General features: G+C 55.8%; 19 protein-coding genes and 1 rRNA gene. 15 read left to right on the top strand and 5 right to left on the bottom strand.

The genetic code is table 11. From position 1 onward, the window contains the following. Positions 1 to 173 precede the first annotated feature (173 nt). From PSTEL_RS23495 to PSTEL_RS23450, 10 genes are all read left to right on the top strand, one after another. Complete coding sequence (locus PSTEL_RS23495) at positions 174 to 1,127, top strand: glycosyltransferase family 2 protein (protein WP_038699107.1); 954 nt, start codon at positions 174 to 176, stop codon at positions 1,125 to 1,127. Beyond that, positions 1,124 to 2,530, top strand: coding sequence for an undecaprenyl-phosphate glucose phosphotransferase (locus PSTEL_RS23490; RefSeq protein ID WP_038699105.1), 1,407 nt, complete (start codon positions 1,124 to 1,126; stop codon positions 2,528 to 2,530). Before PSTEL_RS23495 ends, PSTEL_RS23490 begins: the two co-directional genes overlap by 4 nt. Positions 2,531 to 2,624: 94 nt before the next feature. After that, complete coding sequence (locus PSTEL_RS23485) at positions 2,625 to 3,515, top strand: phosphatidylinositol-specific phospholipase C/glycerophosphodiester phosphodiesterase family protein (RefSeq protein ID WP_038701561.1); 891 nt, start codon at positions 2,625 to 2,627, stop codon at positions 3,513 to 3,515. 221 nt (positions 3,516 to 3,736) lie between these two features. Further along, complete coding sequence (pcrB, locus tag PSTEL_RS23480) at positions 3,737 to 4,444, top strand: heptaprenylglyceryl phosphate synthase (RefSeq protein ID WP_038699103.1); 708 nt, start codon at positions 3,737 to 3,739, stop codon at positions 4,442 to 4,444. Positions 4,445 to 4,498: 54 nt separating this feature from the next. Beyond that, the gene (gene pcrA, locus PSTEL_RS23475; RefSeq protein WP_038699101.1) at positions 4,499 to 6,847 is read left to right on the top strand and encodes a DNA helicase PcrA; all 2,349 of its coding nucleotides are present in this window, start codon (positions 4,499 to 4,501) and stop codon (positions 6,845 to 6,847) included. Between the two features lie 160 nt (positions 6,848 to 7,007). Then, positions 7,008 to 9,032 carry an NAD-dependent DNA ligase LigA gene (gene ligA, locus PSTEL_RS23470; RefSeq protein ID WP_038699099.1) on the top strand — a complete coding sequence of 675 codons (2,025 nt, stop codon included), beginning with the start codon at positions 7,008 to 7,010 and terminating at the stop codon, positions 9,030 to 9,032. Between the two features lie 132 nt (positions 9,033 to 9,164). Then, complete coding sequence (locus tag PSTEL_RS23465) at positions 9,165 to 9,872, top strand: response regulator transcription factor (protein WP_038699097.1); 708 nt, start codon at positions 9,165 to 9,167, stop codon at positions 9,870 to 9,872. 19 nt (positions 9,873 to 9,891) lie between these two features. Next, positions 9,892 to 11,016 (top strand): sensor histidine kinase, encoded by a 1,125-nt coding sequence (locus tag PSTEL_RS23460; RefSeq protein WP_245625016.1) that lies wholly within the window; start codon positions 9,892 to 9,894, stop codon positions 11,014 to 11,016. Between the two features lie 119 nt (positions 11,017 to 11,135). Beyond that, a complete protein-coding gene (locus PSTEL_RS23455; RefSeq protein ID WP_038699095.1) occupies positions 11,136 to 12,092 on the top strand; it encodes a HAMP domain-containing protein in 957 nt (318 codons plus the stop codon). Continuing rightward, the gene (locus tag PSTEL_RS23450; RefSeq protein WP_245625015.1) at positions 12,089 to 14,041 is read left to right on the top strand and encodes a transglycosylase domain-containing protein; all 1,953 of its coding nucleotides are present in this window, start codon (positions 12,089 to 12,091) and stop codon (positions 14,039 to 14,041) included. Before PSTEL_RS23455 ends, PSTEL_RS23450 begins: the two co-directional genes overlap by 4 nt. A 169-nt stretch (positions 14,042 to 14,210) precedes the next feature. Here PSTEL_RS23450 and PSTEL_RS23445 read toward each other — a convergent pair whose 3' ends face one another. Then, positions 14,211 to 14,966 (bottom strand): helix-turn-helix transcriptional regulator, encoded by a 756-nt coding sequence (locus tag PSTEL_RS23445; protein ID WP_038699093.1) that lies wholly within the window; start codon positions 14,964 to 14,966, stop codon positions 14,211 to 14,213. A 217-nt stretch (positions 14,967 to 15,183) separates the two neighbouring features. On the opposite strand from PSTEL_RS23445, the gene PSTEL_RS23440 reads away from it, so the two are divergent. From PSTEL_RS23440 to PSTEL_RS23425, 4 genes are all read left to right on the top strand, one after another. Continuing rightward, on the top strand, positions 15,184 to 16,539 hold the full coding sequence (locus PSTEL_RS23440) for an ABC transporter substrate-binding protein (protein ID WP_038699091.1): 1,356 nt from the start codon (positions 15,184 to 15,186) through the stop codon (positions 16,537 to 16,539). 94 nt (positions 16,540 to 16,633) lie between these two features. Next, positions 16,634 to 17,515 carry a carbohydrate ABC transporter permease gene (locus PSTEL_RS23435; protein ID WP_038699089.1) on the top strand — a complete coding sequence of 294 codons (882 nt, stop codon included), beginning with the start codon at positions 16,634 to 16,636 and terminating at the stop codon, positions 17,513 to 17,515. Beyond that, on the top strand, positions 17,512 to 18,345 hold the full coding sequence (locus PSTEL_RS23430; RefSeq protein ID WP_038699087.1) for a carbohydrate ABC transporter permease: 834 nt from the start codon (positions 17,512 to 17,514) through the stop codon (positions 18,343 to 18,345). Before PSTEL_RS23435 ends, PSTEL_RS23430 begins: the two co-directional genes overlap by 4 nt. Before the next feature lie 36 nt (positions 18,346 to 18,381). Then, entirely contained in the window at positions 18,382 to 19,329 is a 948-nt protein-coding gene (locus tag PSTEL_RS23425; protein ID WP_038699085.1) for a nucleoside hydrolase, read from the top strand. A gap of 62 nt (positions 19,330 to 19,391) precedes the next feature. Here PSTEL_RS23425 and PSTEL_RS23420 read toward each other — a convergent pair whose 3' ends face one another. The 4 genes from PSTEL_RS23420 to PSTEL_RS23405 form a co-directional block, all read right to left on the bottom strand. After that, positions 19,392 to 19,838, bottom strand: coding sequence for a hypothetical protein (locus PSTEL_RS23420; RefSeq protein ID WP_038699083.1), 447 nt, complete (start codon positions 19,836 to 19,838; stop codon positions 19,392 to 19,394). A gap of 175 nt (positions 19,839 to 20,013) precedes the next feature. Beyond that, positions 20,014 to 21,282 carry a molybdopterin-dependent oxidoreductase gene (locus tag PSTEL_RS23415; RefSeq protein ID WP_038701555.1) on the bottom strand — a complete coding sequence of 423 codons (1,269 nt, stop codon included), beginning with the start codon at positions 21,280 to 21,282 and terminating at the stop codon, positions 20,014 to 20,016. Positions 21,283 to 21,576: 294 nt separating this feature from the next. Then, positions 21,577 to 22,833 carry an MFS transporter gene (locus tag PSTEL_RS23410; RefSeq protein WP_038699081.1) on the bottom strand — a complete coding sequence of 419 codons (1,257 nt, stop codon included), beginning with the start codon at positions 22,831 to 22,833 and terminating at the stop codon, positions 21,577 to 21,579. A 92-nt stretch (positions 22,834 to 22,925) separates the two neighbouring features. Continuing rightward, the gene (locus PSTEL_RS23405) at positions 22,926 to 24,062 is read right to left on the bottom strand and encodes an IS4 family transposase (RefSeq protein ID WP_052098794.1); all 1,137 of its coding nucleotides are present in this window, start codon (positions 24,060 to 24,062) and stop codon (positions 22,926 to 22,928) included. A 378-nt stretch (positions 24,063 to 24,440) separates the two neighbouring features. Between PSTEL_RS23405 and PSTEL_RS23400 the strand changes: the two genes are divergently transcribed. Then, a 16S ribosomal RNA gene (locus PSTEL_RS23400) occupies positions 24,441 to 25,995 on the top strand. The last annotated feature ends 56 nt before the right edge of the window (positions 25,996 to 26,051 follow it).

Here is a 26,051-nt window from a genome sequence, read left to right as displayed (position 1 = left end):
CTTGAAGATGATTCCAGACGATTGTCCTTGGTATCACCTTTTACAAGAATCGCGCCATCAGAAGGAAACTTGCAAAACAGATGAAACTTGCGAAAACCGCACCGTTAATCTATGTCAATCTATGCTATAATATTGTCGATAGATTACTAATTTTGTATGGAGCGTAACAACCTGTGAAACCTGATGTCAGTATTCTGATCCTTAATTACAAAACGCAGCGTCTGACTTTGGACTGTATACAGTCGGTATATGACTCGGAGACGAACTACTCCTACGAGATTATTGTGGTCGACAATCATTCCTCCGACGGGTCGGTGGAAGCGGTCCGGGAGCGGTTCCCGGAAGCGAAGCTGATTGCCAATTCGGAGAATGTCGGATTTGCCAAAGGAAATAACCAGGCGATGGAGATCGCAGACGGGCGCTATGTGCTGTTGCTGAACTCGGATACGGTAGTCCGCCGGGATACGCTGGAGACGATGATCGCCTTCATGGACAGCCGGCCGGATATCGGGGCATCGGGCTGTAAGGTGATTTTGCCGGATGGAAGTCTCGACAAGGCCTGCAAGCGCGGGTTTCCGACGCCTTCGGCGTCTTTCTACTATGCGTTCGGCTTCAGCAAGCTGTTCCCTGACAATCCCCGGTTCAACGGCTATCAGCTCGGGTATCTTGATCCGAATGATGAGTATGAGGTGGACTGCCTGGTCGGCGCCTTCATGCTGGTCCGCCAGGAGACGATCCGGCAGGTCGGCGGGCTGGACGAGACTTTCTTCATGTATGGCGAGGATTTGGACTGGTGCTACCGCATCAAGGAAGCCGGCTGGAAGATTTACTACTACCCGAGAACGCTGATCATCCATTTGAAAGGCGGAAGCGCGCGCCGCAGACCGCTCAAAATTATTTATGAATTCCATCGCGCTATGATCCTCTTCCATCATAAACATTACCGTAGGAAGTATTTCTTCGCGGTTAATGGCGCCGTATATGCGGGGGTGGGCGTCAAGTTTGCCACAGCGCTGCTGCGCAATGCCTTGACGGCTGGCAGAGGGAAGCCCGCACCGGCCCCCGATCTTACTGCTCTGGGGCAGACAGCGAACCCGTCCGACAACAATTCCGAGGTGAGATTATGATCCGCCGCAACCAGCGGTTTTTGACCCAACTGTATATGGTGGCCGACTTTATCGTCATCCAGATCGCGTTCCTGTTCTCCTGGTGGCTGAAATTCAAGAGCGGCTGGATGCCTTACGAGAACCATATGCCGGTAGAATCGTATGCCTACTGGAGCATGGTGTACGGGGCGATTGCCGTATTGATGGGGATTCTATTGTCCCTGTATCTTCCCAAGCGCAAGAAGCGCTTCGCGGATGAATTTCTGAAGATCTTCCAGGTGAATGGACTGAGCCTTCTGATTCTGCTCGGCCTGATGTACTTTCTGCGCGAGATCGATATTTCACGTCAGTATCTGACCGTATATATCAGCACCATTATGCTCTCCACCATGCTCTACCGCTACGTGCTGAAGAAGATGCTGAAATCGTTCCGGGAAAAAGGCTTCAACCGCCAGTTCGTCCTCATTCTCGGGGCGGGTACGCTGGGTAGACGAATTTATGATAATCTCGCCAATTACCCTGAACTCGGCTATGAGATTATCGGCTTTCTGGATGATTACCAGACCTGGGACCCTCTTGAAGCGAAGAGATATAAGCCGATTCTCGGAAAAATTGACGAGCTGCCGGGTCTGCTGGATACGATGCTGATCGACGAGGTGGTGCTTGCGCTTCCTCTGGATGTGCACCACAAGTTCCCTACCATTATCGCAACCTGTGAAAAAGCTGGCGTCCGCACCCTGATCATCCCCGACTTCTTCGATTATTTGCCGGCGCGTCCGTACTTCGATAACTTTGCAGGCATGCCGATGATCAACGTCCGCGACATCCCGCTGGATCTGACCGGGAACCGGATGGCCAAGCGGGCATTCGACATCATATTCTCGCTGTTCGCCATTCTGGTGACAAGCCCAGTGATGCTGGCTGTTGCGGTAGGTGTGAAGCTCACATCACCAGGTCCGGTGATTTTTTGCCAGGAGCGGGTGGGGCTGAACCGCAGAAACTTCACCATGTACAAATTCCGTTCCATGCGCATGCAGCAGGACGAGGAAGAGGATACCGGCTGGAGCACACCGGTGGACCCCCGCCGGACCCGGTTCGGAACCTTTATCCGGAGAACGAGCCTGGATGAGCTGCCCCAATTCTTCAATGTGCTGATGGGCCATATGAGCGTCGTTGGTCCCCGGCCGGAGCGGCCGTATTATGTCGAGCAGTTCAAGGGCGAAATCCCGAAGTATATGGTCAAGCATCATGTGCGGCCCGGCATTACGGGCTGGGCGCAGAGCAACGGATTGCGCGGGGACACCTCCATCGAGGACCGCATCAAGCATGATATTTTCTACATCGAGAACTGGTCGCTGCTGTTCGATATCCGGATTATCTTCAAGACGATCCGCAACGGCTTTGTGAACAAGAACGCCTATTGAGTGAGCTATCATACTTGATCTTCCCCGTCTCGCCGGGCAACGGCGGAGCGGGGAATTGTTTTTTTACAAGACATTAGGCAAAGGAATCCTGTATATGAAGAACAAAGCAGTCCTGACATTTGCGATTTTTCTCTCATTGATCATCCTTCCGGTGGCGATATGGCCGCACGGCTCCAAGAAGCAGGCCGGCACCGGTTACGCCGCATACCGTATTGTCGCCCATGCGATGGGCGGGATTGACGGTCACCCGTATACGAACGCTTTTGAAGCATTCGTCGCTAACTATGAGAAGGGCACCCGGCTGTTCGAGACGGATCTGCTGCTGACCAGCGACGAAAGGCTGGTGGCGAGGCATGAATGGACGCAAAATATGAGCAAGCTGCTGAACCAGTGGGATACGCTGCCTGCCGACAAGCGGGAGGGAGTTCCGGCATATGCGGACTTCATGGACACGCCGATCCTCGATATTTATTCCGCCATGGATTGGGACACGGTCCTTGATCTGCTTGAGCATTATCCGGATGCCTATATAGTGACGGATATCAAGAAATCAGGCTCTAAATCCATAATGGATGAGTTTGAAATGCTGGTCGACGCCACGCAAAAGCGTGATCCGGCCCTGCTGAACCGGATTATCCCCCAAATCTACAATCGGCCAATGCTGGAGCAATTGAATCAGATCTATGCTTTCCCGGAGGTCATTTATACGCTGTATGAGTCGCCGGACAGCGATGAACAGGTGATCGATTTCGTGGAGCAGACCGGCGTGAACATTACGATGCCCGTCAGCCGGGCGAATAAGAACTTTATCTCGAAGCTGAAGGATGCCGGGGCACGCGTCTACGTGCATACTCTCAACGAGCCGGACGACATCGGGAAGCTGTACCGGTTGGGCGCGGACGGGTTCTACTCGGATTTCATATCGGAGGACGAGCTTGAGAAATCGGGCGCGCTGCGCCGTATCTCCTGGGGATTTGGCGGATAACCTGATCTATAGGGGCATTGATGTGACGCGGCGGTCTTATCCGCCTTCGTGGACGCAGAACCTGCTGATTCAAAAGGCGAAAAAATGTTCGCCTTTTTGGGCTGAATTAAATTGACAGGCCTATCCTGCTATTTTAACATAGACTGTACAAGACGGGTGGCAGACGCCCTGTTAGGGCTTCAGCATTTTGTATAAGCTCACTTAAAGAAGGTTGGTATTCCATGAATACGGCGCGTCAAATGATAGAAACGTGGCAGCATGTCTTCAAGCTCGATCCCGACCGGACGATCGGAGAACGGGAGCTGGAGGCGGTATGCCAATCCGGAACCAATGCCATCCTTGTCGGAGGCTCATCCGGCCTGACGTATGACAATACGGCGGAACTGCTGGAGCGAATTTCCCGCTATAAGATAACATGCGCCCTGGAAGTGTCCGATCTGGCAGCCGTTGTTCCCGGTTTCGATCTGTATCTGATTCCGATGGTGCTGAACACGCCCGATCCAGCATGGATTGTGGGGCAGCACCGGGCAGCCATCGAACGTTATGCCGACTTTATTCCCTGGGAGAGTCTGATTGCCGAGGGATACATTGTGCTGAATGAGCATTCGACCGTCGCGCGCGTAACACATGCGGAGACGTCTTTGACTCCGGAAGCGGCCGCGGCCTGCGGCCATATCGCCGACAAGCTGATGTCGCTTCCGGTTGTCTATCTGGAGTACAGCGGCCGGTTCGGCGACCTGGAGACGATGGCTGCCGTACGCGAAGCGGTGGGACATGCCCGTCTGTTCTACGGAGGCGGGATCGCCGGAGCGGAGGATGCTGCCCGGGCGGCAGGATTGGCCGATACCATTATAGTAGGAAATATTGTCTATCAAGACTTAGATCGCGCGCTATCCACGGTTGGCGCAGTTAAGGCGCGAAGCGTATAGTGCTTGTATTTGAACGAAGCCTTTTCAGGCATTGCAGAAAGGGGCATGCTATTCATGCAATCCGTTAACATAATTGATGCTGTAAGCCGGTTGAATCCGCCGCAGCGGCAGGCGGTCGAGGCGACCGAGGGACCGCTGCTCATCATGGCCGGGGCCGGGAGCGGCAAGACCCGGGTGCTGACGCACCGGATCGCCTGGCTCATCTCGAACCGGAAGGCCCCGCCATGGGCGATTCTGGCTATTACTTTTACCAATAAGGCCGCCCGCGAGATGCAGGAGCGTGTATCCCGGCTTGTCGGACCGGATGGACGGGATATTTGGGTGTCCACGTTCCACTCCATGTGCGTCCGCATTCTGCGCAAGGATATCGAACGGATCGGATTTACCTCCAACTTCTCGATCCTCGATTCCACGGACCAGCTGTCCGTCATCCGCGCCTGCATGAAGGAGCTGAACATCGATACGAAGAAATTCGAGCCGAAGGCGGTTCAGTCTATGATCAGCACGGCCAAGAACGAGCTCGTTACGCCGCAGCAGTACGAGATGAAGATCGGGGACTATCTCGAAGGGCTTGTCTCCAAGATCTATAAGCTGTATCAGAAGAAGCTCAAGAGCAACAACTCGCTTGATTTCGATGACCTGATCATGACGACGATTCAGCTCTTCAAGGAAGTGCCGGAGGTGCTGGATTTCTACCAGCGCAAGTTCCGCTATATCCATGTCGATGAATACCAGGATACGAACCGGGCGCAGTATATGCTCTGCCGCATGCTGGCTGACAGCCATCACAACATTTGCGTTGTAGGCGACAGCGACCAGTCGATCTACCGCTGGCGCGGCGCGGATATTACGAATATTTTGAACTTTGAAGAGGATTACCCCGAAGCCAAGGTCATTATGCTGGAGCAGAATTACCGCTCGACGAAGAACATCCTGAACGCCGCGAACGGGGTCATTGCGCTGAACAGCGGGCGGAAGCCGAAGAAGCTGTGGACGGACTCCGACGAGGGACCGAAGATCAAGGTTTACCGTGCCGACTCCGAACATGACGAAGGCTATTTCGTCACCGGCGAGATCAGCAAGAATGTGAAGCAGGGCAAGTCCTATCAGGATCACGCCATCCTGTACCGCACGAACGCCCAGTCCCGGGTAATAGAAGAAATTCTGATCAAATCGGATATTCCGTACCAGATCGTCGGCGGCATCAAGTTCTACGACCGCAAAGAAATCAAGGACTTGCTCGCCTACCTGCGGCTGTTGTCCAATCCGGACGACGATATCAGCTTAACCCGAATCATTAACGTGCCTAAGAGAGGGCTGGGCGACACCACGGTGTCCAAGCTGTCCGATGCGGCTGCGGCCCGCGGCGTTTCGATCTTCCAGGTGCTGGAGACGGTGGACGATCTCGGCTTCGCCGGACGGACGCGCAATGCGCTGGTGGAGTTCTACGACATGATTCTGGCGCTTCACCGGATGGTGGAGTTCCTGTCGGTGACGGAGCTGACGGAGAAGGTGCTGGAAATGTCGCAGTACAAGCTGGAGCTCCAGAAGGAGAATACGATCGAGTCCCGGTCCCGGCTTGAGAATATCGAAGAGTTCCTGTCGGTAACGATGGAATTTGAGAAGAATAATGAAGACAAATCGCTCGTCTCCTTCCTGACCGATCTGGCGCTGATTGCCGACATCGACAGCATGAACGACAGCGAGGAAGACCGCTCCGACGCCGTCGTGCTGATGACGATGCACAGCGCCAAGGGGCTGGAGTTCCCGACCGTATTCATCGTCGGCATGGAGGAAGGCGTCTTCCCGCACAGCCGCGCCTTCCAGGACAATGACGAGCTGGAAGAGGAGCGCCGGCTGGCGTATGTAGGCATTACCCGCGCGGAGAAGCAGCTCTTCCTCTCCTGCGCGCGCATGCGCACGCTGTTCGGCCGGACGACGCAGAATCCGCCGTCCCGCTTCCTCGAGGAGATCCCCGAGGAGCTGAAGGAGGACACGGCCGGGGCGGGTCCCGACCGGTTCCGCCGCGGCGGAGATTCCGGCGGCGCTTATGGCGCCCGCGGCTTCGCCGCCGGCGGGCGCAGCAACTTCGGCGGCCGGAGCACAGCGTCTCCGGCCCCGTCAGCCGCCCCGGGCTCCAGGGGCGGCGCGGGCTCGCCCGCTGCGGGACGCAGCAGCGGCGTGACCGTGACGTCCGGCGCTAAGGCGCAGCCGCGGCCGGCCGGGGGAGCGCACGCCGATTACAAGGCGGGCGACAAGGTCTCGCACGGCAAATGGGGCATTGGCACCATCGTAGCCGTGAAGGGAACAGGCAATGACATGGAACTGCAGATTGCCTTCCCGGCCCCGACGGGTGTGAAGAAGCTGCTCGCGAGCTTCGCCCCGATTACGAAGGCGGAGTGAGCGGAAGGCGCGGGTTCCGTTGGAATGCCGCGCCTTTTCTATGCAGCCGTCAGCTTGATGCCCGGACATTGTTCATTGCCGGGGCTCTTCTGGCTGCATATGGAACAATACAAGTAAGTAGCAAGATAAATTAAGTCACCCACGGAGGGATGTTCCCAGCATGGATGCAACTGAACGAATGAAAGAACTGGTAGCGGAGCTGAACAACTACAACTATCATTACTATACGCTGGACGCGCCGCTGGTCAGCGACAAGGAATATGACGCCTTGTACGACAAGCTGACGGCTCTGGAAGCGGAGAGCGGAGTTGTGCTGCCCGATTCCCCAACCCAGCGCGTGGGCGGGGAGCTGCTGAAGGGCTTCGTGCCCCACAGACATCTTGCGCCGCTCTGGAGCCTTGACAAGGCCCAGAACATTGAACAGCTCCGCAGCTGGAACACGCGCGTGCTGAAGCTGGTGAACGACTATAACGCCAAGAATCCGGATCAGCCTCTTCCGGAGCCTTGTTATGCCGTAGAGCTGAAGTTCGACGGGCTCACCTTGAATCTGACCTACCGGGACGGACGGCTCGTTCAGGCATCAACCCGGGGCAACGGGGTGACGGGCGAAGGCATCCTGGCCCAGGTCAAGACGATCAAGTCGATCCCGCTGACGATTCCCTTCACGGATGGGGTGATTGAGGTTCAGGGCGAAGGCATTATGAACCTGTCCGCGCTTGCCGAGTACAACAAGACGGCGGCCGAGCCGCTGAAGAACGCCCGGAACGGAGCGGCAGGGGCGCTGCGCAACCTGAATCCGAAGGTGACGGCCGGGCGGAAGCTGAGCGCTTTTTTCTATAACGTGGGATACAGCGAAGGGGTCCAGTTCCAAACTCATCAGGAGATGATGCAGTTTCTGCGGGACAACCGGTTCAAGGTCAATCCATACCTGACCTATTTCGAGAACTTCGATGACGTGACGGAGCAGTTGGCGGAGATTGAGGACGGGCGCTCGAAGCTCGATTATTTGATCGACGGCGCGGTTATCAAGGTCACTGATTTCCGCACCCGCGAAGTGCTGGGCTATACGGACAAATTCCCGCGCTGGGCGGTCGCCTACAAGTTCGAGGCCGAAGAGACGACGACGGTGCTGGAAGCGGTCGTATGGAATGTGGGCCGCACCGGCAAGATCACGCCGCTCGCGAAGGTGGAGCCTGTTGAGCTGGCGGGCGTAACCGTGCAGAACTGCACGCTGAACAATGTCGGCGACATCGAACGCAAAAATCTGAAGCATGCGCTCGGCACCCGCGTCTTTATCCGCCGCTCCAACGATGTCATCCCGGAAATACTGGGCAAGGTGACCGAGGAGAGCGACGGCGGTGAAATTGTGTTCCCGGATCATTGCCCGGCCTGCGGCTTCCCGCTGGAGATGCGGGGCGCGCATCTGTTCTGCAACAACAAGCTGAACTGCAAGCCGCAGATTGTGGCCCGAATTTCCCATTTTGCATCCAGAGATGCCATGGACATTGAGACATTCAGCGAGAAGACGGCTTCGCAGCTATACGATGAGCTGAGCGTCCGGGAGCCGGCCGATCTCTACGAGCTTACCCTGGAGCAGCTGGTGAAGCTGGAGCGGTTCGGCGAGAAGAAGGCGGCCAATCTGCTTCAGGCGCTTGAAGACAGCAAAGGCAGAGACTTGGCGTCCTTCCTGTTCGCGCTCGGCATTCCGAATACCGGGAAGGCGACAACCCGTATGCTGGCGGACCATTTCCGCAGTCTGGACGCGGTAATGCAGGCGAACGCGGAGGAATTGGCCGAGCTGCCGGATATCGGCGGCATTGTGGCGGAGAGCATCGTCGGCTATTTTGCCGATCCATTCATCGTGACAGGGATAAGTCGGCTGCTGGAGCTAGGCGTGAATCCGACAGCGCCGGAGGCCCCGTCCGCGCCGGTGGAGAATTCCTTCTTCAGCGGCAAGACGGTCGTGCTGACCGGCTCGCTGCAGCTGCTTACCCGTGACGAAGCGGCCGAGCGGCTGGAGGCGCTTGGAGCCAAGGTAACCGGCAGCGTCTCGAAGAAGACCGATCTCGTCATTGCTGGCGAGAAGGCGGGCAGCAAGCTGGCCAAAGCGCAGTCGCTCGGCATTCCCGTGATCGAGGATGAAGAGGAGCTGCTGCGGCTGCTGAACGGCGGAGCGGCTGAATAAGAAGCGCTCATTCGGGGGATGCACAGGAACGAATCAACGGCGTGTTGGGAACAGGCTGTGCATTTTTTTTCGAATAACGAATGCTCCCTCCGGAAAATCGGATGGCACATAAGGAAAGGAACCGAATGTGACATGGAACGGGATACAATTCTGCTGGTGGATGATGAGAAGGAAATTGTGGAGCTGCTGGAAATCTACTTCCGGAATGAAGGATACCGTCTGCTTAAGGCGTTCGATGGCCGGGAGGCGCTGGATCTGCTGCGCCGGGAGAAGGTCGATCTAATCATTCTGGATGTGATGATGCCGCGCATGGACGGACTGGAAGCTTGTATGAAGATCCGGGAGGAACGGCGCATGCCGATCATCATGCTGTCGGCCAAAGGCGGAGACCTCGACAAAATTGGCGGACTAAGCATCGGAGCGGACGATTATGTGGCCAAGCCGTTCAATCCACTGGAGGTGCTGGCGCGGGTGAAGTCGCAGCTTCGCCGCTATCATGTGCTGGGCGGGGAGCTGCGGGAGAAGGTTGCGGAGGGCGAATTGGTGTGTGATGATCTGATCGTGTCTCCGGTCAATCATGAAGTGACCGTTCAGGGACGGCCGGTCAAGCTAACTCCACGCGAATTCGCGATTGTCGAGCTGCTGGCTCGCCATCCGGGACAGGTGTTCAACGTCGAGCAGATTTACACCCGGGTCTGGGGAGAGCCGCCGATGGACAACGGGAACACCGTTATGGTGCATATCCGCAATATTCGGGAGAAAATCGAAGTCGATTCCAGAAAGCCCCGCTATCTTCATACGGTATGGGGAGTCGGGTACAAGCTTGACCGGATGAACTGACGGTAAGGAGAGAGAGCCGGTGAACTTTAAAATGGGCGGGACCAAATTCATATATACCGTGCGCTGGAAGTTTATTTACGCATTTGCGCTGAGTGTGCTCTCGGGCGGATTGCTGCTCTATGCCGGTTACCGGATGGTTCAATCCCTTCTCTATACGAATCCGTGGCCTTCCAACTCGCCTTATACTAGAGCGCTTCGCTGGATAATCAATCATTTCGGTTCGACGTCCGTGATGACGGCGGTGGGTATTTTTAGCTTTCTGCTGTTCTTCTTTATCTACTCCCGAAAAATCATTCTTTATCTGGAGGAGATCACAAGAGGCATCACCGAGCTTGCTTCGGAAGGCATGTCCCGCCGGATCGAGGTCCGGACCGGGGATGAACTGGGCGTGGTCGCCCTAACGATCAATTCGCTAGCCGAGCGGCTGGAGCGTTCCTGGGAAGAGGAGCGAAGCGCCGTGCGGGCGAAGAACGATCTGATCACCGGAGTGTCGCATGACCTGCGGACTCCGCTGACGTCGATTCTCGGTTTTTTGGAGTACATTGAACAGGACCGCTGCCAGGATGAGGTCGAGATGCGTTATTACACCGGGATTGCTTATGAGAAATCGCTCGTCCTTCAAAAGCTCATCGACGATTTGTTCGAATATACGCGGGTCAGCGGCGGCGGGCCGCAGCGGATTATGGAGCGAATCGACCTATCTGCGCTAGTACGACAGTTGGCCGTCGAATCCGGGCCGCTTCTGGAGCGCGCCGGGATGAAAATGGTGCTGGCCGGTGACGAAGGCCCCTGTTGGATCAAAGCGGCGCCGCTGGATTTGGTTCGGACGTTTGAGAACTTGATCGCCAATGCGGCCAAATACGGCAGCGCCGGAGGGCGGCTGGAAATTGGAATCATCCGAGAGCCCGCCAACGTGTCGGTGAGGGTCAGCAATTTCGGCGAGATGATTGCCGCCGCCGACCTGCCGCATGTATTTGAGCGGTTCTACCGCGCGGACAAATCCCGTTCCCGGCAGGAGGGCGGCTCCGGTCTTGGACTTGCGATTGCCAAGAGTATCACCGAAATGCACGGCGGCACCATTTCCGCTGTCAGCAATCCGGAGCGGACGGATTTCATCGTTACGCTTCCGTTGCTCTCCGACTGAACCATCTTAAGAAAGAGTTAAGAAAGATGGAAGGGGAATCTTAAAAACTTGCCGCTATACTGGTGCAAAGGGGACGCGAGCCAGACATGCCGCCGTCCCCCTTACCCGGAGGTGGCAGTATGCATCGCTTCAGAACCGTATCTTATGGCTATCTTTATATTTGTCTGGGAAGCGCCCTGCTAAGCGGCGCTTTTCTTGTTGCAGCCCGGCAGGTGCTGGGGTTCCTGTTCCGTACCCAGAGCGCCGATTCGTCCGCGGCTTGGTTTCATCTGGCGAAGTGGACGATCAATCACCTGGGCAGGACGCCGGTGGCTGCTGCTGCATTTACCCTGCTGTTCACCCTCTGCTTTGCGCTTCGCTCCAGGCAGTATGCCGCCGATCTGCGCGAGATTGCCCGGGGCGCGCGGGAACTGGCCGGGGGGAATGTGACCGGCAAGGTAAGGGTGATGTCCGGCGGCGAGCTGCGCGACATCGCCGTTAGTCTGAACCGTGCGATGACGCGGGATGGCCAGGATGGCCGGTCCGAGAAGCCCGGTGATGGGCACGGGGAGACCGACGATGACGCCGCTGCCGCTCCGCTGTCCGAACCGGCGGCAAGCGGGTCAGCAGGGGCCGGAGCGTTCGCCCGGACTGCTGCGATTGAGCCGGGTATGGGCGAGCGTAACCGGCCAGGGTCGGCCCCATCGGCTGCTCCGCTGCCCGCAAGCGGCGACTGGCTGGCGCTGGGTCTTCGCAGCCGCGCCCTTCGGCGCGGGCTGGAAGAGGCGGAGCTCGAAACGGATGCCATGGTAAGGCCCGGACGATTCCCTGAGCTTATAGAGGAAGCTCGGATATTGGAACGCATCCTCGAGGATCTGGCGGACCGAAGTCTGCCGCCCGCTATGGCAGAGCGCCTCGGTCTCTCTCGAAGGGGCGGCACGGGAGGCGGTCCCGATCCGAACGGCGGGATTGCCTATTCATCTGAAAGGGGCGCCGACCCTGCCGCCAGCCGCACAGCCGCAAGGAACGGCGCGGCGGACGCGGCACCCTTGGACGACGCATCAGCGGCTCTGCTCCACAGGGAGGAGCAGCCATGATGTCCATGCGCCAGCTTCTCCTTCGCCGGCGCTTTAGGCGCCAGGGCTATTCTCCGCGCGCCCATCGTCTTCCGAAGGCCTCCGGAACGGCTGCCGGGCCGCTGCGCCGGCTGCCGTACGCGGCCTTCGATCTCGCCGTAGTGCTTACAGGCGCATGCGTGTTGCTCTTATTCGGGCTGCGCCTGTATGGCGAGCAGACGCTCGCGCAGCAAGCCGACAAGCTGCTGCTGCCCCAATCGACCGTCCTGTTGGCGGCGGACGGCTCCGTAATGTCACGTATCCCGATCCCGGGCGGGGGCTACCGGGAGAATGCCGAGTCTGGCGAGCTCCCGCCTCTGCTGCTGGAGACGGTGATGGCGGTGGAGGACCGGCGGTTCTATGAGCATAAGGGCCTGGATTATCGCGGCCTCGCCCGGGCGCTGGCCAGCAACGTGTCCGCGATGCGGGTCGAGCAGGGAGGCAGCGGAATCACGCAGCAATTGGCGCGGAGCCTGTTCCTCAGCAGGAAGCAGACCGTTGCCAGAAAGCTGAAGGAGGCGGCAATCGCTATGGCGCTCGAACGCCATTTGTCCAAAGCCGAAATTCTCCGTCTCTATCTCAACGAGACGTATCTGGGGCGGGGTCAATATGGAGTCAAAAGGGCGGCGTTTTATTATTTCGGCGTCCGGGATTTAAAGGAACTGACACCCGCACAGGTTGCCCTTCTGGCGGGTATCCCGAAGGGACCCTCCATTTATAATCCGGTGGATCGCCCGGAGTTGGCCGTGAAGCGAATGCAGGAGGTGCTGGGCATTATGAAGAGCAACGGCCTCATCACCGCCGCCGAGGAACGGCGGGCGCTTCAGATCGGCCTGCACGGTGCTGCACTCTCCCCCGGAAGTGCCGCGGAGTACAGCGCGGCGGGTTATGTGGACGCGGCGCTCCAAGAGGCTTCCGCGCGGACCGGAATCCCGCTCGCGAAGCTTCGAGAGGGCGGCTACACCGTGACGACCGGATTGAACCCCTCGGCGCAGCGCGCTGCGGAAGCGGCCTTTCGGAACCCGGCCAACTTCCCGCCGGATGCGGGCGGCGAGCGGGTGCAGGGGGCGGTCGTCATCCTCGATTCCCGCACCGGTGAGGTCAAGGCTATGGTCGGCGGCCGTGACGAGACCGGCGGCGGCCTGAATCGGGCCGTTTCCGCCGCCCGGCAGCCCGGCTCCGCGATTAAGCCGATCCTCGTCTACGGACCGGCTTTGGAGAGCGGCAGGTTCACGCCGGATAGCCTGCTGCCCGACCGGCCGGCTTCCTACGGTGGATATTCGCCAGGGAATATCAAAGGCGTCTATCGCGGAACAGTGACGATGAACACCGCGGTCGAGCGTTCGATCAATGCGCCGGCGGTCTGGCTGTTGAATGAGGTGGGGGTGACGCCGGCCCTTGCTTTTGCGGCCAAGCTCGGGATTGAACTGCCTGCGGAAGACCGGCAGCTCGCCATCGCGCTGGGTGGCACGCACGGTGGAGTGTCGCCGCTTCAAATGGCGCAGGCGTACGGCGTGTTCGCTTCAGGCGGCCGCTTTAGCACTGGCCACCTCGTACGCGAGGTGCGGGATGGGTCCGGTCATCTGCTATACCAATGTACACCGGAGAGTCAGCAGGTCATCTCGGCGCGGACCGCCGAAATGATGACTGCCATGCTGGTTGGCGCCGTGAATGAGGGAACCGGCCGCAAGGCGCGGCTCAGCGGAAGAATGGTTGCCGGCAAAACCGGCACCACCCAGTTGGATATCCAGGGTGTACCAAGTGCGGCCAATCGGGACGCCTGGTTCGCTGGTTATACGAAGGGGTGGTCGGCGGCGGTCTGGATCGGATTTGATCGGACAGACCGGAATCATTACATGACGGATGGCGGCGGGACGGCGGCGGCTCTTTTTGCCGCGATCATGGGACCGGCCTTGAACGCCCTTCCCTAAACAAAAAATCAAATGCAAGAGCCGTTTCCGAATTTCGCCGGGAACGGCTCTTTGTTGTGGAACGAAACATCTCAGAAGTTTCATTCTTCAGCGCCCCGCCATTCTGCGCGGGAGACAGCCCGCTTTCCGTGCAGCCTGAAATGGCTGCCGGTATGCAATATGCATGAGGCTACCCCGCCGGGGTTTTCCGAAATTTCAGCGGAGTAAGCCCCGTCTCCCGTTTAAAAATAGTGCAGAACTGGGAATCCTTCGAGAACCCGGATTTTTGCGAGATGACGGAGATCGGAAGCTGGGAATGAAGCAGCAGCGATTTGGCATATTCGAGCCGCTTATTTTGCAAATACTGCTGGGGAGAGACGCCGGCCGTCTCTTTGAATAAATGCCTGAAGCGGTCATAGCTGTACCCGGACATCCGGGCGAGAGTCTCGATGGAAACACGCTGCCGGAAATGCTCGTCCATGAAGTTCATCGCATATTTGAGGCGGCCTCCGCCCGGCCGGATATGCTTGTTCAGTCCGACCAGACGGTGGATCTGGGTGGTCAGTTCGGTGACCAGAAGGTTCAGCATTTCGAAGAAATTCTCCTGCTGCTCGGTAAATTCATGCTCCATGCGGAACATCAGCTGCCGGATCGTATGCTTCTCATCATCCTCAAACACCTGGTTCAGATGGCGGATCGCTCCGTCCTGCCCGCAGTGGAAGCCGATGAACAGCAGCTCGGAGCCAATTAAGTGCCTCTCGTCATGCAGCGTCCGCGGCGCAATGAAAGCGAAAGTGTTCGGTTTGAAGCTGTACTGTGTGGAGCCGATCATGGTCGTTCCGTTTCCGTTCAGATAATAGACCAGCTCGTAGCATTCATGCTGATGAAGCTGGATATAGGTGTCCTTCGGATGATCAGTATGGAAAAGAAACAACAGACGACCCACTTTTTACCCTCCATTCTGGGATAGTTAGCCGAATCATAGAAAAAACTGACCGAATAAGGGTGATCTTCATCACTAATTATTGATATTATCCTAACAACAAATACATGGGACCGCAATGGAAAGAGGTTCTTATGTGAGGTTAACTGACGGAATGACGGACATGGGGCGGTAAGTGGAGAAAGGTATTTTTATTCATACTGAAGGAGTGAACCATACGGTGAGTACAAAGAGAAAAGCATTGTTGTTGTCGCTCGTCCTTAGTGTTGCAGCCATTCTGGGGGCCTGTTCGAAGCAGACGGAACAAGGCGCGGCCGAGTCCGCAGCCTCTTCTTCTCCGGCGGCAGGGGGAGGAACGCTGACGATTATGGCGGAGACCAGCTCTCATGCCGATGCGTTCAAGAGCATCATTCCGGATTTCGAAGCAAAGTATGGGGTGAAGGTAAAGGTCGTGGAGCTTCCTTACGATCAGTATCACCAGCAGTTGACGCTCAAATTCACCTCCGGCTCCGCCGACTTTGATCTGGCCTATGTGCCAATCGGCTGGGTTCCGGAGCTTCAGGTTCCGAACTACATCGTTCCGATCTCGACCGATCAGGCGGAGCTGGACAAGCTGAAGCTGGACGACTTCCCGGGAATCGGGAACGCCTACTTTGGCGACAAGAAGGAACTGTATTTTGTCCCCTATATGAATGAAACGCAGGGGATTCTGTACCGGACCGACCTGTTCAACGATGAGAAGGAGAAGGCCGCTTTCAAAGCCAAGTACGGGTATGATCTCGCTCCTCCGAAGACGATGCAGCAGTACAAGGAGATCGCCGAGTTCTTCAATCGCCCCGACCAGAATCTCAGCGGCGTGACGCTGATGGGTGAGAAGAGCATCCTGCTCGGCTTCGCTTTTTACAATCGGCTGTTCAACTACGGGGGCGATCTCTACGACGACCAGTACAAGCAGCAGTTCGACAATGAAGCGGGCGTGAAGGCGCTGAACGATTTGAAGGACTTGTTCCAGTACACCTCTGCTGCCGCGAAGCAGTACGGCTGGTCCGATGCGTCTGGCGAGTTCCTGCAGGGCCGCAGCGCGATGGCGGAAATGGCGACGACGATCGCCCAGGTCGCACAGGACCCGGCGCAGTCCAAGGTTGTCGGCAAGGTCGGCTTCAGCGCCATTCCGGCCAATGACGAGAATACGAAGGACATCAAGCGCTTCTATCTGCCTTACGGATTTGTCATGACCAAGGATTCCAAGCTGAAGCAAGAGGCGCTGGAATGGATCGAGTTCGCCACCAGTCAGGAAATGATGGAAAAAGCCGCTCCGGTCGGCAACATCCCGGCTCGCACATCGGCGTTGACCGGCACACTGTCCTCCGAGTACAGCTTCTACGCTCCGCATGCTGAAATTATGAATTCCTTCAAGCTTAAGCCGCTGCCGCTGATTCCCGAAGGAGCGACCATTACCGGCGATATTTTGCCAAGCGCGGTATCCCGGTTCCTGAACGGCGAGCAGACGGCGCAGGAAGCGCTGGACCAGGCCGCGTCGGAGTATGACGAATTGATGAGCTCGCGCGGATATTGAGACAAGGCCGGGCACAGCATAAGCGAAAAAGTGTGATGCATGGAGGGGCGCTCTCGCCCCTTCTCCAATTTTTCAGGTAAGGCGGTTAGTCTATATGTCTTCCGATTTGCGAGAGAAATGGTGGTTTGCCCTTCCGGGCGTGTTGATTATCGTGGTCGTGCTGCTCATCCCGATTGTGGCTGCTCTTGGCCTAAGTTTCTTTTCCTATCCGCTGCAGCGGCCCGATTTGGGCATCAGGTTCACAGGGCTGGATAACTTCTCCAGATTGCTGTCGGACAAAAACTTCTTCACCTCGCTGTGGAGAAGCGTGCTGTTCACGCTGGGGGCGGTGGCGGCCGAGCTTGTGCTTGGAATGATCCTTGCGCTCCTGTTAAAAGGAGAGGTCTGGGGGAAGACGCTGTTCAAGGTCGCTTTTATGATCCCGATGATGATGGTGCCTGTTGTAGTCGGCGTTGCCTGGCGTCTGTTCCTGCTGCCCGATTTCACTCCGCTCCAGACCATTTTCGGGTTCCTGCACATTCCGTTCAACCCGTCCAAGCTGCTGACCGAGCCGGGGTGGGCGATGTTCTCGGTCATTCTTGCCGATGTGTGGCAGTGGACGCCGTTTGTCATGCTCCTGATTTTGGCGAATCTCCAGGGGATTTCCCCTGAAATCTATGAGGCTGCCCAAATGGACGGAGCTTCGAAGTGGAGGGAATTCTGGAGGATAACGCTTCCGCTCGTCTTTCCATCGCTGCTGTCGGTCGGCATTCTGCGGGCCATGGACGCCATGCGGACCTTTGACCTTGTGTATATCCTGACCAGCGGCGGTCCGGGAACGGCTACCGAACTGCTGTCCATCTACAATTATAAAATCGCCTTCGGCCGGTACGATATGGGATACGCTTCGGCTGTATCCGTCGGTGTCATGCTGGTGTTGGGCGTCTGCATTTTCGGTCTGCTGGCTTACGTGAATCGGGGAGGGAAGCGAAGATGAGTGCAAGACGAGTGCGACGGAACCTGTTTAAAAGCCTCAAGACAGCCGTCTTGTGTCTGTTCCTGATTTTCTTCATGCTGCCGATTCTATGGGTCGTTCTCACCTCGATCAAGCTCCCGGTGGACCAGCTGGCGATTCCGCCTGTCTGGATTCCGGAGCATCCGGCATTCTCGAATTACGTGCAGCTGTTTCAGCATCCGGATTTCATGACCAGTCTGATCAACAGCCTGCTGATCGCAGGCGCGGCGACGCTGATTACGACCGTGCTGGGCGCTTTGGCAGCTTATTCAATCGAACGCTTCAGCACAGGCGGAAGCCTTCTGCCGAATGTACTGCTGCTCACGCGGATGATTCCGCCAGTGGTCGTCATCGTGCCCGTCTTTCTGTTCGCCTTTCGGGTACATCTGCTGGATACGCACATCCTGCTGATCCTGACGTACTCTGCGCTGAACATGGCGCTTGTGATCTGGCTGCTGCGCGCCTTTTTCGCCTCACTGGCGGTTGATATGGAGGAGGCTGCGCTGATCGACGGCTGTTCCCGGCTGAAGGCGTTCATCCGGATCGTATTGCCTGTGATCATGCCCGGAATCGCGGCAACCGCGCTGATCTGTTTTATTTTCTGCTGGAATGAATTTCTGTTCGCGGTCACACTGACGGGGGCGCATACGAAGACGATGCCGGTTTTGACGAGCACCTTTGTCAGCCAGAAAGGGCTGGACCGGGGGTTGATGTCCGCGAGCGGCATCATATCCAGCCTGCCTGTCATTCTGCTGACCGTATTTTTCCAGCGGTATCTCGTGAGCGGGCTTACGCAGGGCAGCGTGAAGTAAGCTTGTGGAATAGAACTCGAAGAAAGGGTGAATGGTTTGAAGAAAGTCATCATTGATTGCGACCCGGGAATGGACGACTCCCTGGCGCTAATTCTTGCAATTAAATCGCCGGAGCTTCAGGTGGAAGCCATTACGGCGGTTGCCGGTAATTATCCGGTTGATATAACGAGCGTTAACGCGTTGAAGGTACTGGAGTTGCTGGAGCGTACCGATATTCCCGTAGCAAAAGGGATGGGCAAGCCGCTTGTGCGTGACCTGCCCAACGATCCCTTCTCGCACGGCTCGGACGGGCAGGCGGAGGTCCATCTGCCTGCCCCCACAACTCCGCTTCACGACAGTCACGCGGTCGACGTTATCATCGAGACGGTGAAGCGGAACGCCGGGGAGATTTATATTGTGGCGCTGGCCCCTTTGACCAACATTGCGATGGCTATCATGAAGGCGCCGGAGATTATTCCGATGATCAGCGGGATTACCGCAATTGCCGGCCAGTACGGACTGAATCGCTATTCCACGGCGAACGCCACGGGGGACAATCCCCAGAGCGAATGGAATGTGTATGTCGATCCCGAAGCCGCAGACATGGTGTTTAAATCGGGAATTCCGCTGCAGGCCATCGGGCTGGATGTGTCCACCCATTTTGATGTCAATTTCACCGAGGCGGAGCTGGCGGAGCTCAAGAGTTCGCCCAAGCCCGAGGCGGCCGTGCTGTATCAAATGATTCAATTCGTGCTCGGCCGCGGCTTCGAGTCATATTGTGTCCTGATTGATTCTATGGCGGTCGCGGCTGTTATCGATCCTTCGCTCACTCAGTATTTGAAGGCCAAAGTAGGCGTTGAAACTAAAGGCGAGCTTACCCTCGGCATGACGATCATGGATTCGCGTCATCATCATGTATGGGGAGATTTGCCGGAAGTAGCAGTGGCCTATGAGGCCGATTACCGGCGCTTCCTCCGGCTGGTAATGGATACGGTGCTGGCTTAGTTTGAGCGAACCTGGCGAACCTGGCGGATCGGGGAACCCCAATTCAACCTGTCTCCAGTCGTTCAATCGCTAAGCGCATCATCCTGTATTCCATATTTTTTGAGATAAGCCTTGACCTCTTGCAGATGCACGGTAAAGTATTTGTTGCTTTCTTTTATCTTATTGTTGGCAGAAACAAAGCTGAATTTGGCGGGCGATGACGGGGCCAGCGCCTTCTTGAACAGAATAACGGCTTCCAGTTTAGCTTTCATTCCTTTAATGTAATCTTGGTGAAGGACGGCCAATTCCGGATTATCGGTTTTGATTTTCTTGGATTGGGCAAGGGCTTGCGTCACGTTCGGCACAATGACCTTATCGTAGGCGTAATAAGCCTGCTTCCGGGTCGAAGTTGTAGCGAGCTGATACTTGGCATAATACGTCTGGGCGACATCGTCATATTGCTCCACTTTCTCGAACTGCCGCTTATATGCCCAGTAGTCTTTCTCTTCTTGACTGGATGTATTTAGCAATCCTTTTTAACAAATCTAACTTCTCCTTTTTGGGTATTTCCAACAGCTTGTCCTATTTCTGAACAGGCGGCAATGAAGTATGAGACTTGTGTCCTATCGCATATAAAAAGCAAAGGCAGCCCCTGATCGTCAGGGACTGCCTCTTTTCGTGCAAGACTTCTCAATCCGATCGCGGTTACAGCGTCTGCTTCTTCCCCGGCAGCCAGGCGTCGATGTCATATCCCCGCTGCTCCCAATAGCCGATATGGTCGCTGTCAATCAGCTCAATCCGGTTTAGCCATTTCACGGACTTATATGCGTACATCTGAGGCACGACGAGCCGGACTGGGCCGCCGAGCTGATTGGAGATCGGCTTGCCGTCATGCAGGACGGCGACGAGCACATCTTCCATTTTCGCCTGATCCAGAGTAAGCGCGTCGGTGTATACGCCGTCCCCCGAGTAGAACTTGACGGTGGTCGCCGTGCTCTTCACACCGGCCATATCCAGCAGACGGGCGAGAGGGATGCCTTCCCAGGTGTTCTTATAGACCGACCAGCCGGTAATGCAGTGAAAATCGCTCACCTGCACCTCCCGCTGAAGCTTGAGGAACTGCTCCCAGTTCCAGGTGAAGGTCTGGTCGACCAGACCGTCGATTGTGAACGACCAGTTGGAATTGTCGAATGCGGGGATATCCGTCACCGTGTAGACGCGGAAATTGCCCTGAGCGCCGCCTCCGATCGGAGGAGAGGACTGGGCCAGCGGTGCGGGATCGGGAATCATCTTGTTGGCGTTGTCTGCCGAAGTGTCCCCGGGGGACAGCTGAAGCGAGCGGCCCATCCAGCGCACGAATGTCGGACCAATCGTCAGAGCAAGCCCGGCTCCTACGGCAACCTTGATGAAGCTGCGCCGGGTGTAGACAGGCTCGGGTCTCTGTCTGTGTGCCTGTGTCCCTCCTCCTGCGGCCGCTTCCGTCTGCTGATCCTCTTCCGGCCGGATGGACCGCTTGCTTGGTTCCTTCAGCCAGCGGGTTCTGGTGATGGAATGATAAATAATGACCGGAAGGCCGATCCAGGTGAACAGATCATGGATCAGGAGCGCTGCATTGGCGGCGCGAGGGCCGGCTGCTCTGTACTGCCACAGCACGATGCCCGACAGAATCCATCCGGCCAGCAGCAGCAGAACGAACAGGACGTTCGCCTTTTGCGCCGTTTTACCCTTGAGTCTCTTCCAATGCTTGGCGGCCAGGAACAGATAATAGATCACCTGAATGAGCAGCAGCAGTCCGATATAAGTATGCGCCCACTTCAGCCAGACCCGCCCTTCGCCCAGCCACTCTCTCCAGAAAGCCCCGATCAGCATAAGGCCGCTTACCGACAGGAACAGCACCAGCCAGGCATTCCACGCATGAATGGACACCAGTTTTTTGCCATAGCCTTTCCGGATGCGAGCCAGCGCCTCTTTGATCATCACTTAAGCCTCCTTCCCGGTTTGGAAAACAGCGGTGTTTTAAATTTTAATTAATTGATTTAATTGTACCGCAAGTGGCGGCGCTTTAAAAATAACTTCGCATTTCCGCGAGGAAGCAGCGCAACAAGGCTCAAGATCTCTCTTCGAGAATCCTGAGCCTTGTTATATACATAATGAGGTAGCTTACCAACGGAAGGTCTGCGTTCACGTTCGCCTCTTGCGTTCCAAAGAAGCAATGATGCAGGCGGTCCAGTATTTTGACCACATCCAATTGAGGGTAAGTCCCTTCTCTTAAGCTTCTGCCCACTCCTCCAATTGGCTGTCTCCGGGAAGCAGCAGCGCCAGAAGGCCGAGAAGCGGCAGGAAGCCGCAGGCGATGAATACCCGGGTGATTCCGATTTCATCGATCATATGGCCGATTAACAGGGAGCCGATTCCGCCGAGACCGAAGGCCAGGCCTGTTACTAATCCGGACACGGTGCCGATATTGCCGGGATACAGCATTTGCGCGTAAATGACCGTAACCGAGAAGCTGGACAGCAGAATGAATCCGCCAATGAGCAGCAGCACGCCGGCCCAGAATTGACTAACAAAGGGCAGAGCCAATGCGAACGGAACGGTTCCTACCATAGAGAGAAGGATCAGGTTTCTCCGTCCGAAGCGGTCTGCCAGCGGCCCGCCGAACAGGGTGCCGACAGCCCCCGCCGCGAGATACATAAAGATGTAATTCTGTGCGCTGTTCAGCGCAAGCCCGTATTTATCCATTAAATAAAACGTGTAGTAGCTGCCTATAGCTTGGCCATACCAGGAACGCACAAAGACGAGCAGAACCAGAATAACTGTTGCGCGAAAAATGCTTTTGCTCCTGGCAGGGTCGATAGCACGCGAAGCGGCTTTTTTGCGGAAGGTATAGCCGGCGTTCAGCATTTCCCGGTACCAGCGGGCTACATAGACCTGAACGGCAACGCCGGCAGCGGCGATAGCGGTAAAGCCCAGTGCGCCTATTTGCCCGAAGGGAATGAAGATCCATTTGGTGAGGAGTGGGCCTAGCGATTGACCGGCATTTCCTCCAACCTGAAAGATGGATTGCGACAGGCCCTTTTTCAGACCGGCCGCCATATGGGCTACCCGCATCCCCTCGGGATGAAAAGCGGCGGAGCCGAATCCGATCAGCACCACGGAGAGCAGAACCAGGACGTAGTTATGAGCATATGCCAGCAAAAGAACGCCCAGAAGCGTGCTTCCCATCCCAAGCGGGAGAAGGATCGGCCGCGGATGACGGTCCGCTGCATAGCCGATAACCGGCTGAATGAGCGACGAGGTGACATTGAGCGCGAACGCGATCCATCCAACTTGAGCGAATGACAGCAGCATATTGTTTTTTAGGATCGGGAAGATCGCCGGAATCACCGCCTGGATCGAGTCGTTAAACAGATGAACGAAGCTGACGGCCAGCAAGATGCGGTATATTGTGGCCTGCTGCAAATTAGGCTGTGCCTCATCCGCCGCCTTGGCAGTGGAGAGAGCGGGGGCAGAATGATTTCTCATAAGGGCTCCTTCCTTTTAATAACACTAAACATACCCGCTAGAATATTAAGGGGCAATGACTTTTATAGAGTTTATATCACGCCTGTTGATTATCAAGTTTCTGGAATTTTAAGACACGACAAATAGACATACCTATCCAAAATCTTAGCGATTGCGATGAGCCACTCCACTTGCCATTGGTTGGTCTGCATACATTCCTTAAAACGAATCAGGGGAATGGATTTGCACGCAATAATATGAGATTTGGAACGAACATAGAGCCACTTCAAGACCACATAGGTCATGAGAGCAGCGAACAACTGATTAAATACGGCATTCTTGGTGGTTCCAAAGAGAATGGGTACATTTAAGTTTTGCTTGATCCACCGAAAGAACACTTCGATGCCCCATCTGGCCTTGTACATGTCAGCGATTTGTTCCGCAGACCGATGCTTAAGATTGGTAGCGACTCTTATTTCATGACCATAATCATCCGTGAAAATGACCACGCGATGTCGAAGCTTCGATTGACATTGCGGCGTCCCCAAATAACAAGTGACGTCCTTGACGACATTTGAGGTTGCTTTCCTTTCTCGTTTTAAGGAACGAGATTGCACTAAGGTCACATTCTCTTTGATCCGAGTGACGAAAAATTGTTGTTCTCGCACATACTGATCAAAGCGCTTGATTTTTCCGTACGCGCGATCATTGACCAGAATGTAGTCTTTGTGGGCAAGCCGTTCTCCAATAGGTCCGTCGTGAGCAGAGCCGATGGTTTCAATCACCTGAACCGGCTGCTCCGTGCTTGCCGCAAATGCCACATGCAGTTTAATTCCTGCGCGTTCTCCATGAAATAAGGCCCAGGGCAGTCTGGTTTTTCCTACCGTGAGGGTCGTAGAGTCCACCAGCAACAGGTTCTTGGGAATACCCAGATGACGTTTCGTGGCCCGATTACATTTTGAGAGAAGTCGATGAAATAATTGCTTGAACAGCTCATACGGCACTTCACTGGCTTTAGAAGAGAAGGTAGAGTAACAAACGGGCATCAAGCCGCATGTCACCGCTTTTCCTACGCCCGAGCGGTAGCTATCCCACTGGCCTAAGGCCGAGTGCATAAAGAAAAGGAGCAGTTGGCTTGCTGTAAACTTGGTCGCTGTGTCCTTATACTTCAATTCTTGCAGAATTTCATGTACATCTTCTTCCGTCAATAACGTTTGAACTAAGGTGGTGAACGTGGTAGACTTTTTCATGAGGTCGCCTCTTTCGAATCGAGTTCTGTGGTGGAATCGATTTTACCGAAAGAGCGGCCTTTTTTCAATTTTGGTATTCCTTATTTTGGGTAATCAACAGGCGTGAGTTTATATGATTAATAAAAAAAGGGTTGCGCTCATCATACAGGCGTGGTATATTATTTCTTGCGGCTCGAAAGGTTATGTTGAAATAAAGCGCATGACTGAAAAAAGAGTTGCAAATGAATAACTAATATGTTATCATAAAATTCCTGTGTGCGATGTTGTAATGATGTCGAGTGCAGGGGCAAGTTCTTTGAAAACTGAACAAATGAACGCGTTAAGAATAGATTCATGCAAATGAATCGTCAGATTCAAAATGAGCAAATCAGCTTTTCATTAATGGAGAGTTTGATCCTGGCTCAGGACGAACGCTGGCGGCGTGCCTAATACATGCAAGTCGAGCGGAGTGGTGAGGGAGCTTGCTCCCGATCCACTTAGCGGCGGACGGGTGAGTAACACGTAGGCAACCTGCCCTTCAGACTGGGATAACTACCGGAAACGGTAGCTAATACCGGATAATTCCTTTCTTCGCCTGAAGGAAGGATGAAAGACGGAGCAATCTGTTACTGAGGGATGGGCCTGCGGCGCATTAGCTAGTTGGTGGGGTAACGGCTCACCAAGGCGACGATGCGTAGCCGACCTGAGAGGGTGAACGGCCACACTGGGACTGAGACACGGCCCAGACTCCTACGGGAGGCAGCAGTAGGGAATCTTCCGCAATGGGCGAAAGCCTGACGGAGCAACGCCGCGTGAGTGATGAAGGTTTTCGGATCGTAAAGCTCTGTTGCCAGGGAAGAACGTTCTCTAGAGTAACTGCTAGAGAAGTGACGGTACCTGAGAAGAAAGCCCCGGCTAACTACGTGCCAGCAGCCGCGGTAATACGTAGGGGGCAAGCGTTGTCCGGAATTATTGGGCGTAAAGCGCGCGCAGGCGGCGATTTAAGTCTGGTGTTTAAACCATGGGCTCAACCTGTGGTCGCATCGGAAACTGGATGGCTTGAGTGCAGAAGAGGAAAGTGGAATTCCACGTGTAGCGGTGAAATGCGTAGAGATGTGGAGGAACACCAGTGGCGAAGGCGACTTTCTGGGCTGTAACTGACGCTGAGGCGCGAAAGCGTGGGGAGCAAACAGGATTAGATACCCTGGTAGTCCACGCCGTAAACGATGAGTGCTAGGTGTTAGGGGTTTCGATACCCTTGGTGCCGAAGTTAACACAGTAAGCACTCCGCCTGGGGAGTACGGTCGCAAGACTGAAACTCAAAGGAATTGACGGGGACCCGCACAAGCAGTGGAGTATGTGGTTTAATTCGAAGCAACGCGAAGAACCTTACCAGGTCTTGACATCCCCCTGAATCGCCTAGAGATAGGCGCGGCCTTCGGGACAGGGGAGACAGGTGGTGCATGGTTGTCGTCAGCTCGTGTCGTGAGATGTTGGGTTAAGTCCCGCAACGAGCGCAACCCTTGACTTTAGTTGCCAGCAGGTCAGGCTGGGCACTCTAGAGTGACTGCCGGTGACAAACCGGAGGAAGGTGGGGATGACGTCAAATCATCATGCCCCTTATGACCTGGGCTACACACGTACTACAATGGCCGGTACAACGGGAAGCGAAACCGCGAGGTGGAGCCAATCTTATAAAGCCGGTCTCAGTTCGGATTGCAGGCTGCAACTCGCCTGCATGAAGTCGGAATTGCTAGTAATCGCGGATCAGCATGCCGCGGTGAATACGTTCCCGGGTCTTGTACACACCGCCCGTCACACCACGAGAGTTTACAACACCCGAAGTCGGTGGGGTAACCCGTAAGGGAGCCAGCCGCCGAAGGTGGGGTAGATGATTGGGGTGAAGTCGTAACAAGGTAGCCGTATCGGAAGGTGCGGCTGGATCACCTCCTTTCTATGGAGTACAAGCTTTCTGCAGGAAAGCGTACATCGAGAGCATATGCTCGTCAT

The organism is Paenibacillus stellifer, from assembly GCF_000758685.1.
Classification (GTDB): Bacteria; Bacillota; Bacilli; order Paenibacillales; family Paenibacillaceae; genus Paenibacillus_AQ; species Paenibacillus_AQ stellifer.
Note: the sequence above shows the minus strand (reverse complement) of the source record. Positions and strands in the feature narration are given on the sequence as shown.

Coding starts and splice junctions, on each gene's coding strand:
- PSTEL_RS23490 (WP_038699105.1), top strand. CDS start 1,124: ATGATCCGCCGCAACCAGCGGTTTTTGACCCAACTGTATATGGTGGCC.
- pcrB (WP_038699103.1), top strand. CDS start 3,737: ATGAATACGGCGCGTCAAATGATAGAAACGTGGCAGCATGTCTTCAAG.
- PSTEL_RS23485 (WP_038701561.1), top strand. CDS start 2,625: ATGAAGAACAAAGCAGTCCTGACATTTGCGATTTTTCTCTCATTGATC.
- PSTEL_RS23455 (WP_038699095.1), top strand. CDS start 11,136: ATGCATCGCTTCAGAACCGTATCTTATGGCTATCTTTATATTTGTCTG.
- PSTEL_RS23435 (WP_038699089.1), top strand. CDS start 16,634: ATGTCTTCCGATTTGCGAGAGAAATGGTGGTTTGCCCTTCCGGGCGTG.
- PSTEL_RS23450 (WP_245625015.1), top strand. CDS start 12,089: ATGATGTCCATGCGCCAGCTTCTCCTTCGCCGGCGCTTTAGGCGCCAG.
- PSTEL_RS23410 (WP_038699081.1), bottom strand. CDS start 22,833: ATGAGAAATCATTCTGCCCCCGCTCTCTCCACTGCCAAGGCGGCGGAT.
- PSTEL_RS23465 (WP_038699097.1), top strand. CDS start 9,165: ATGGAACGGGATACAATTCTGCTGGTGGATGATGAGAAGGAAATTGTG.
- PSTEL_RS23405 (WP_052098794.1), bottom strand. CDS start 24,062: ATGAAAAAGTCTACCACGTTCACCACCTTAGTTCAAACGTTATTGACG.
- pcrA (WP_038699101.1), top strand. CDS start 4,499: ATGCAATCCGTTAACATAATTGATGCTGTAAGCCGGTTGAATCCGCCG.
- ligA (WP_038699099.1), top strand. CDS start 7,008: ATGGATGCAACTGAACGAATGAAAGAACTGGTAGCGGAGCTGAACAAC.
- PSTEL_RS23430 (WP_038699087.1), top strand. CDS start 17,512: ATGAGTGCAAGACGAGTGCGACGGAACCTGTTTAAAAGCCTCAAGACA.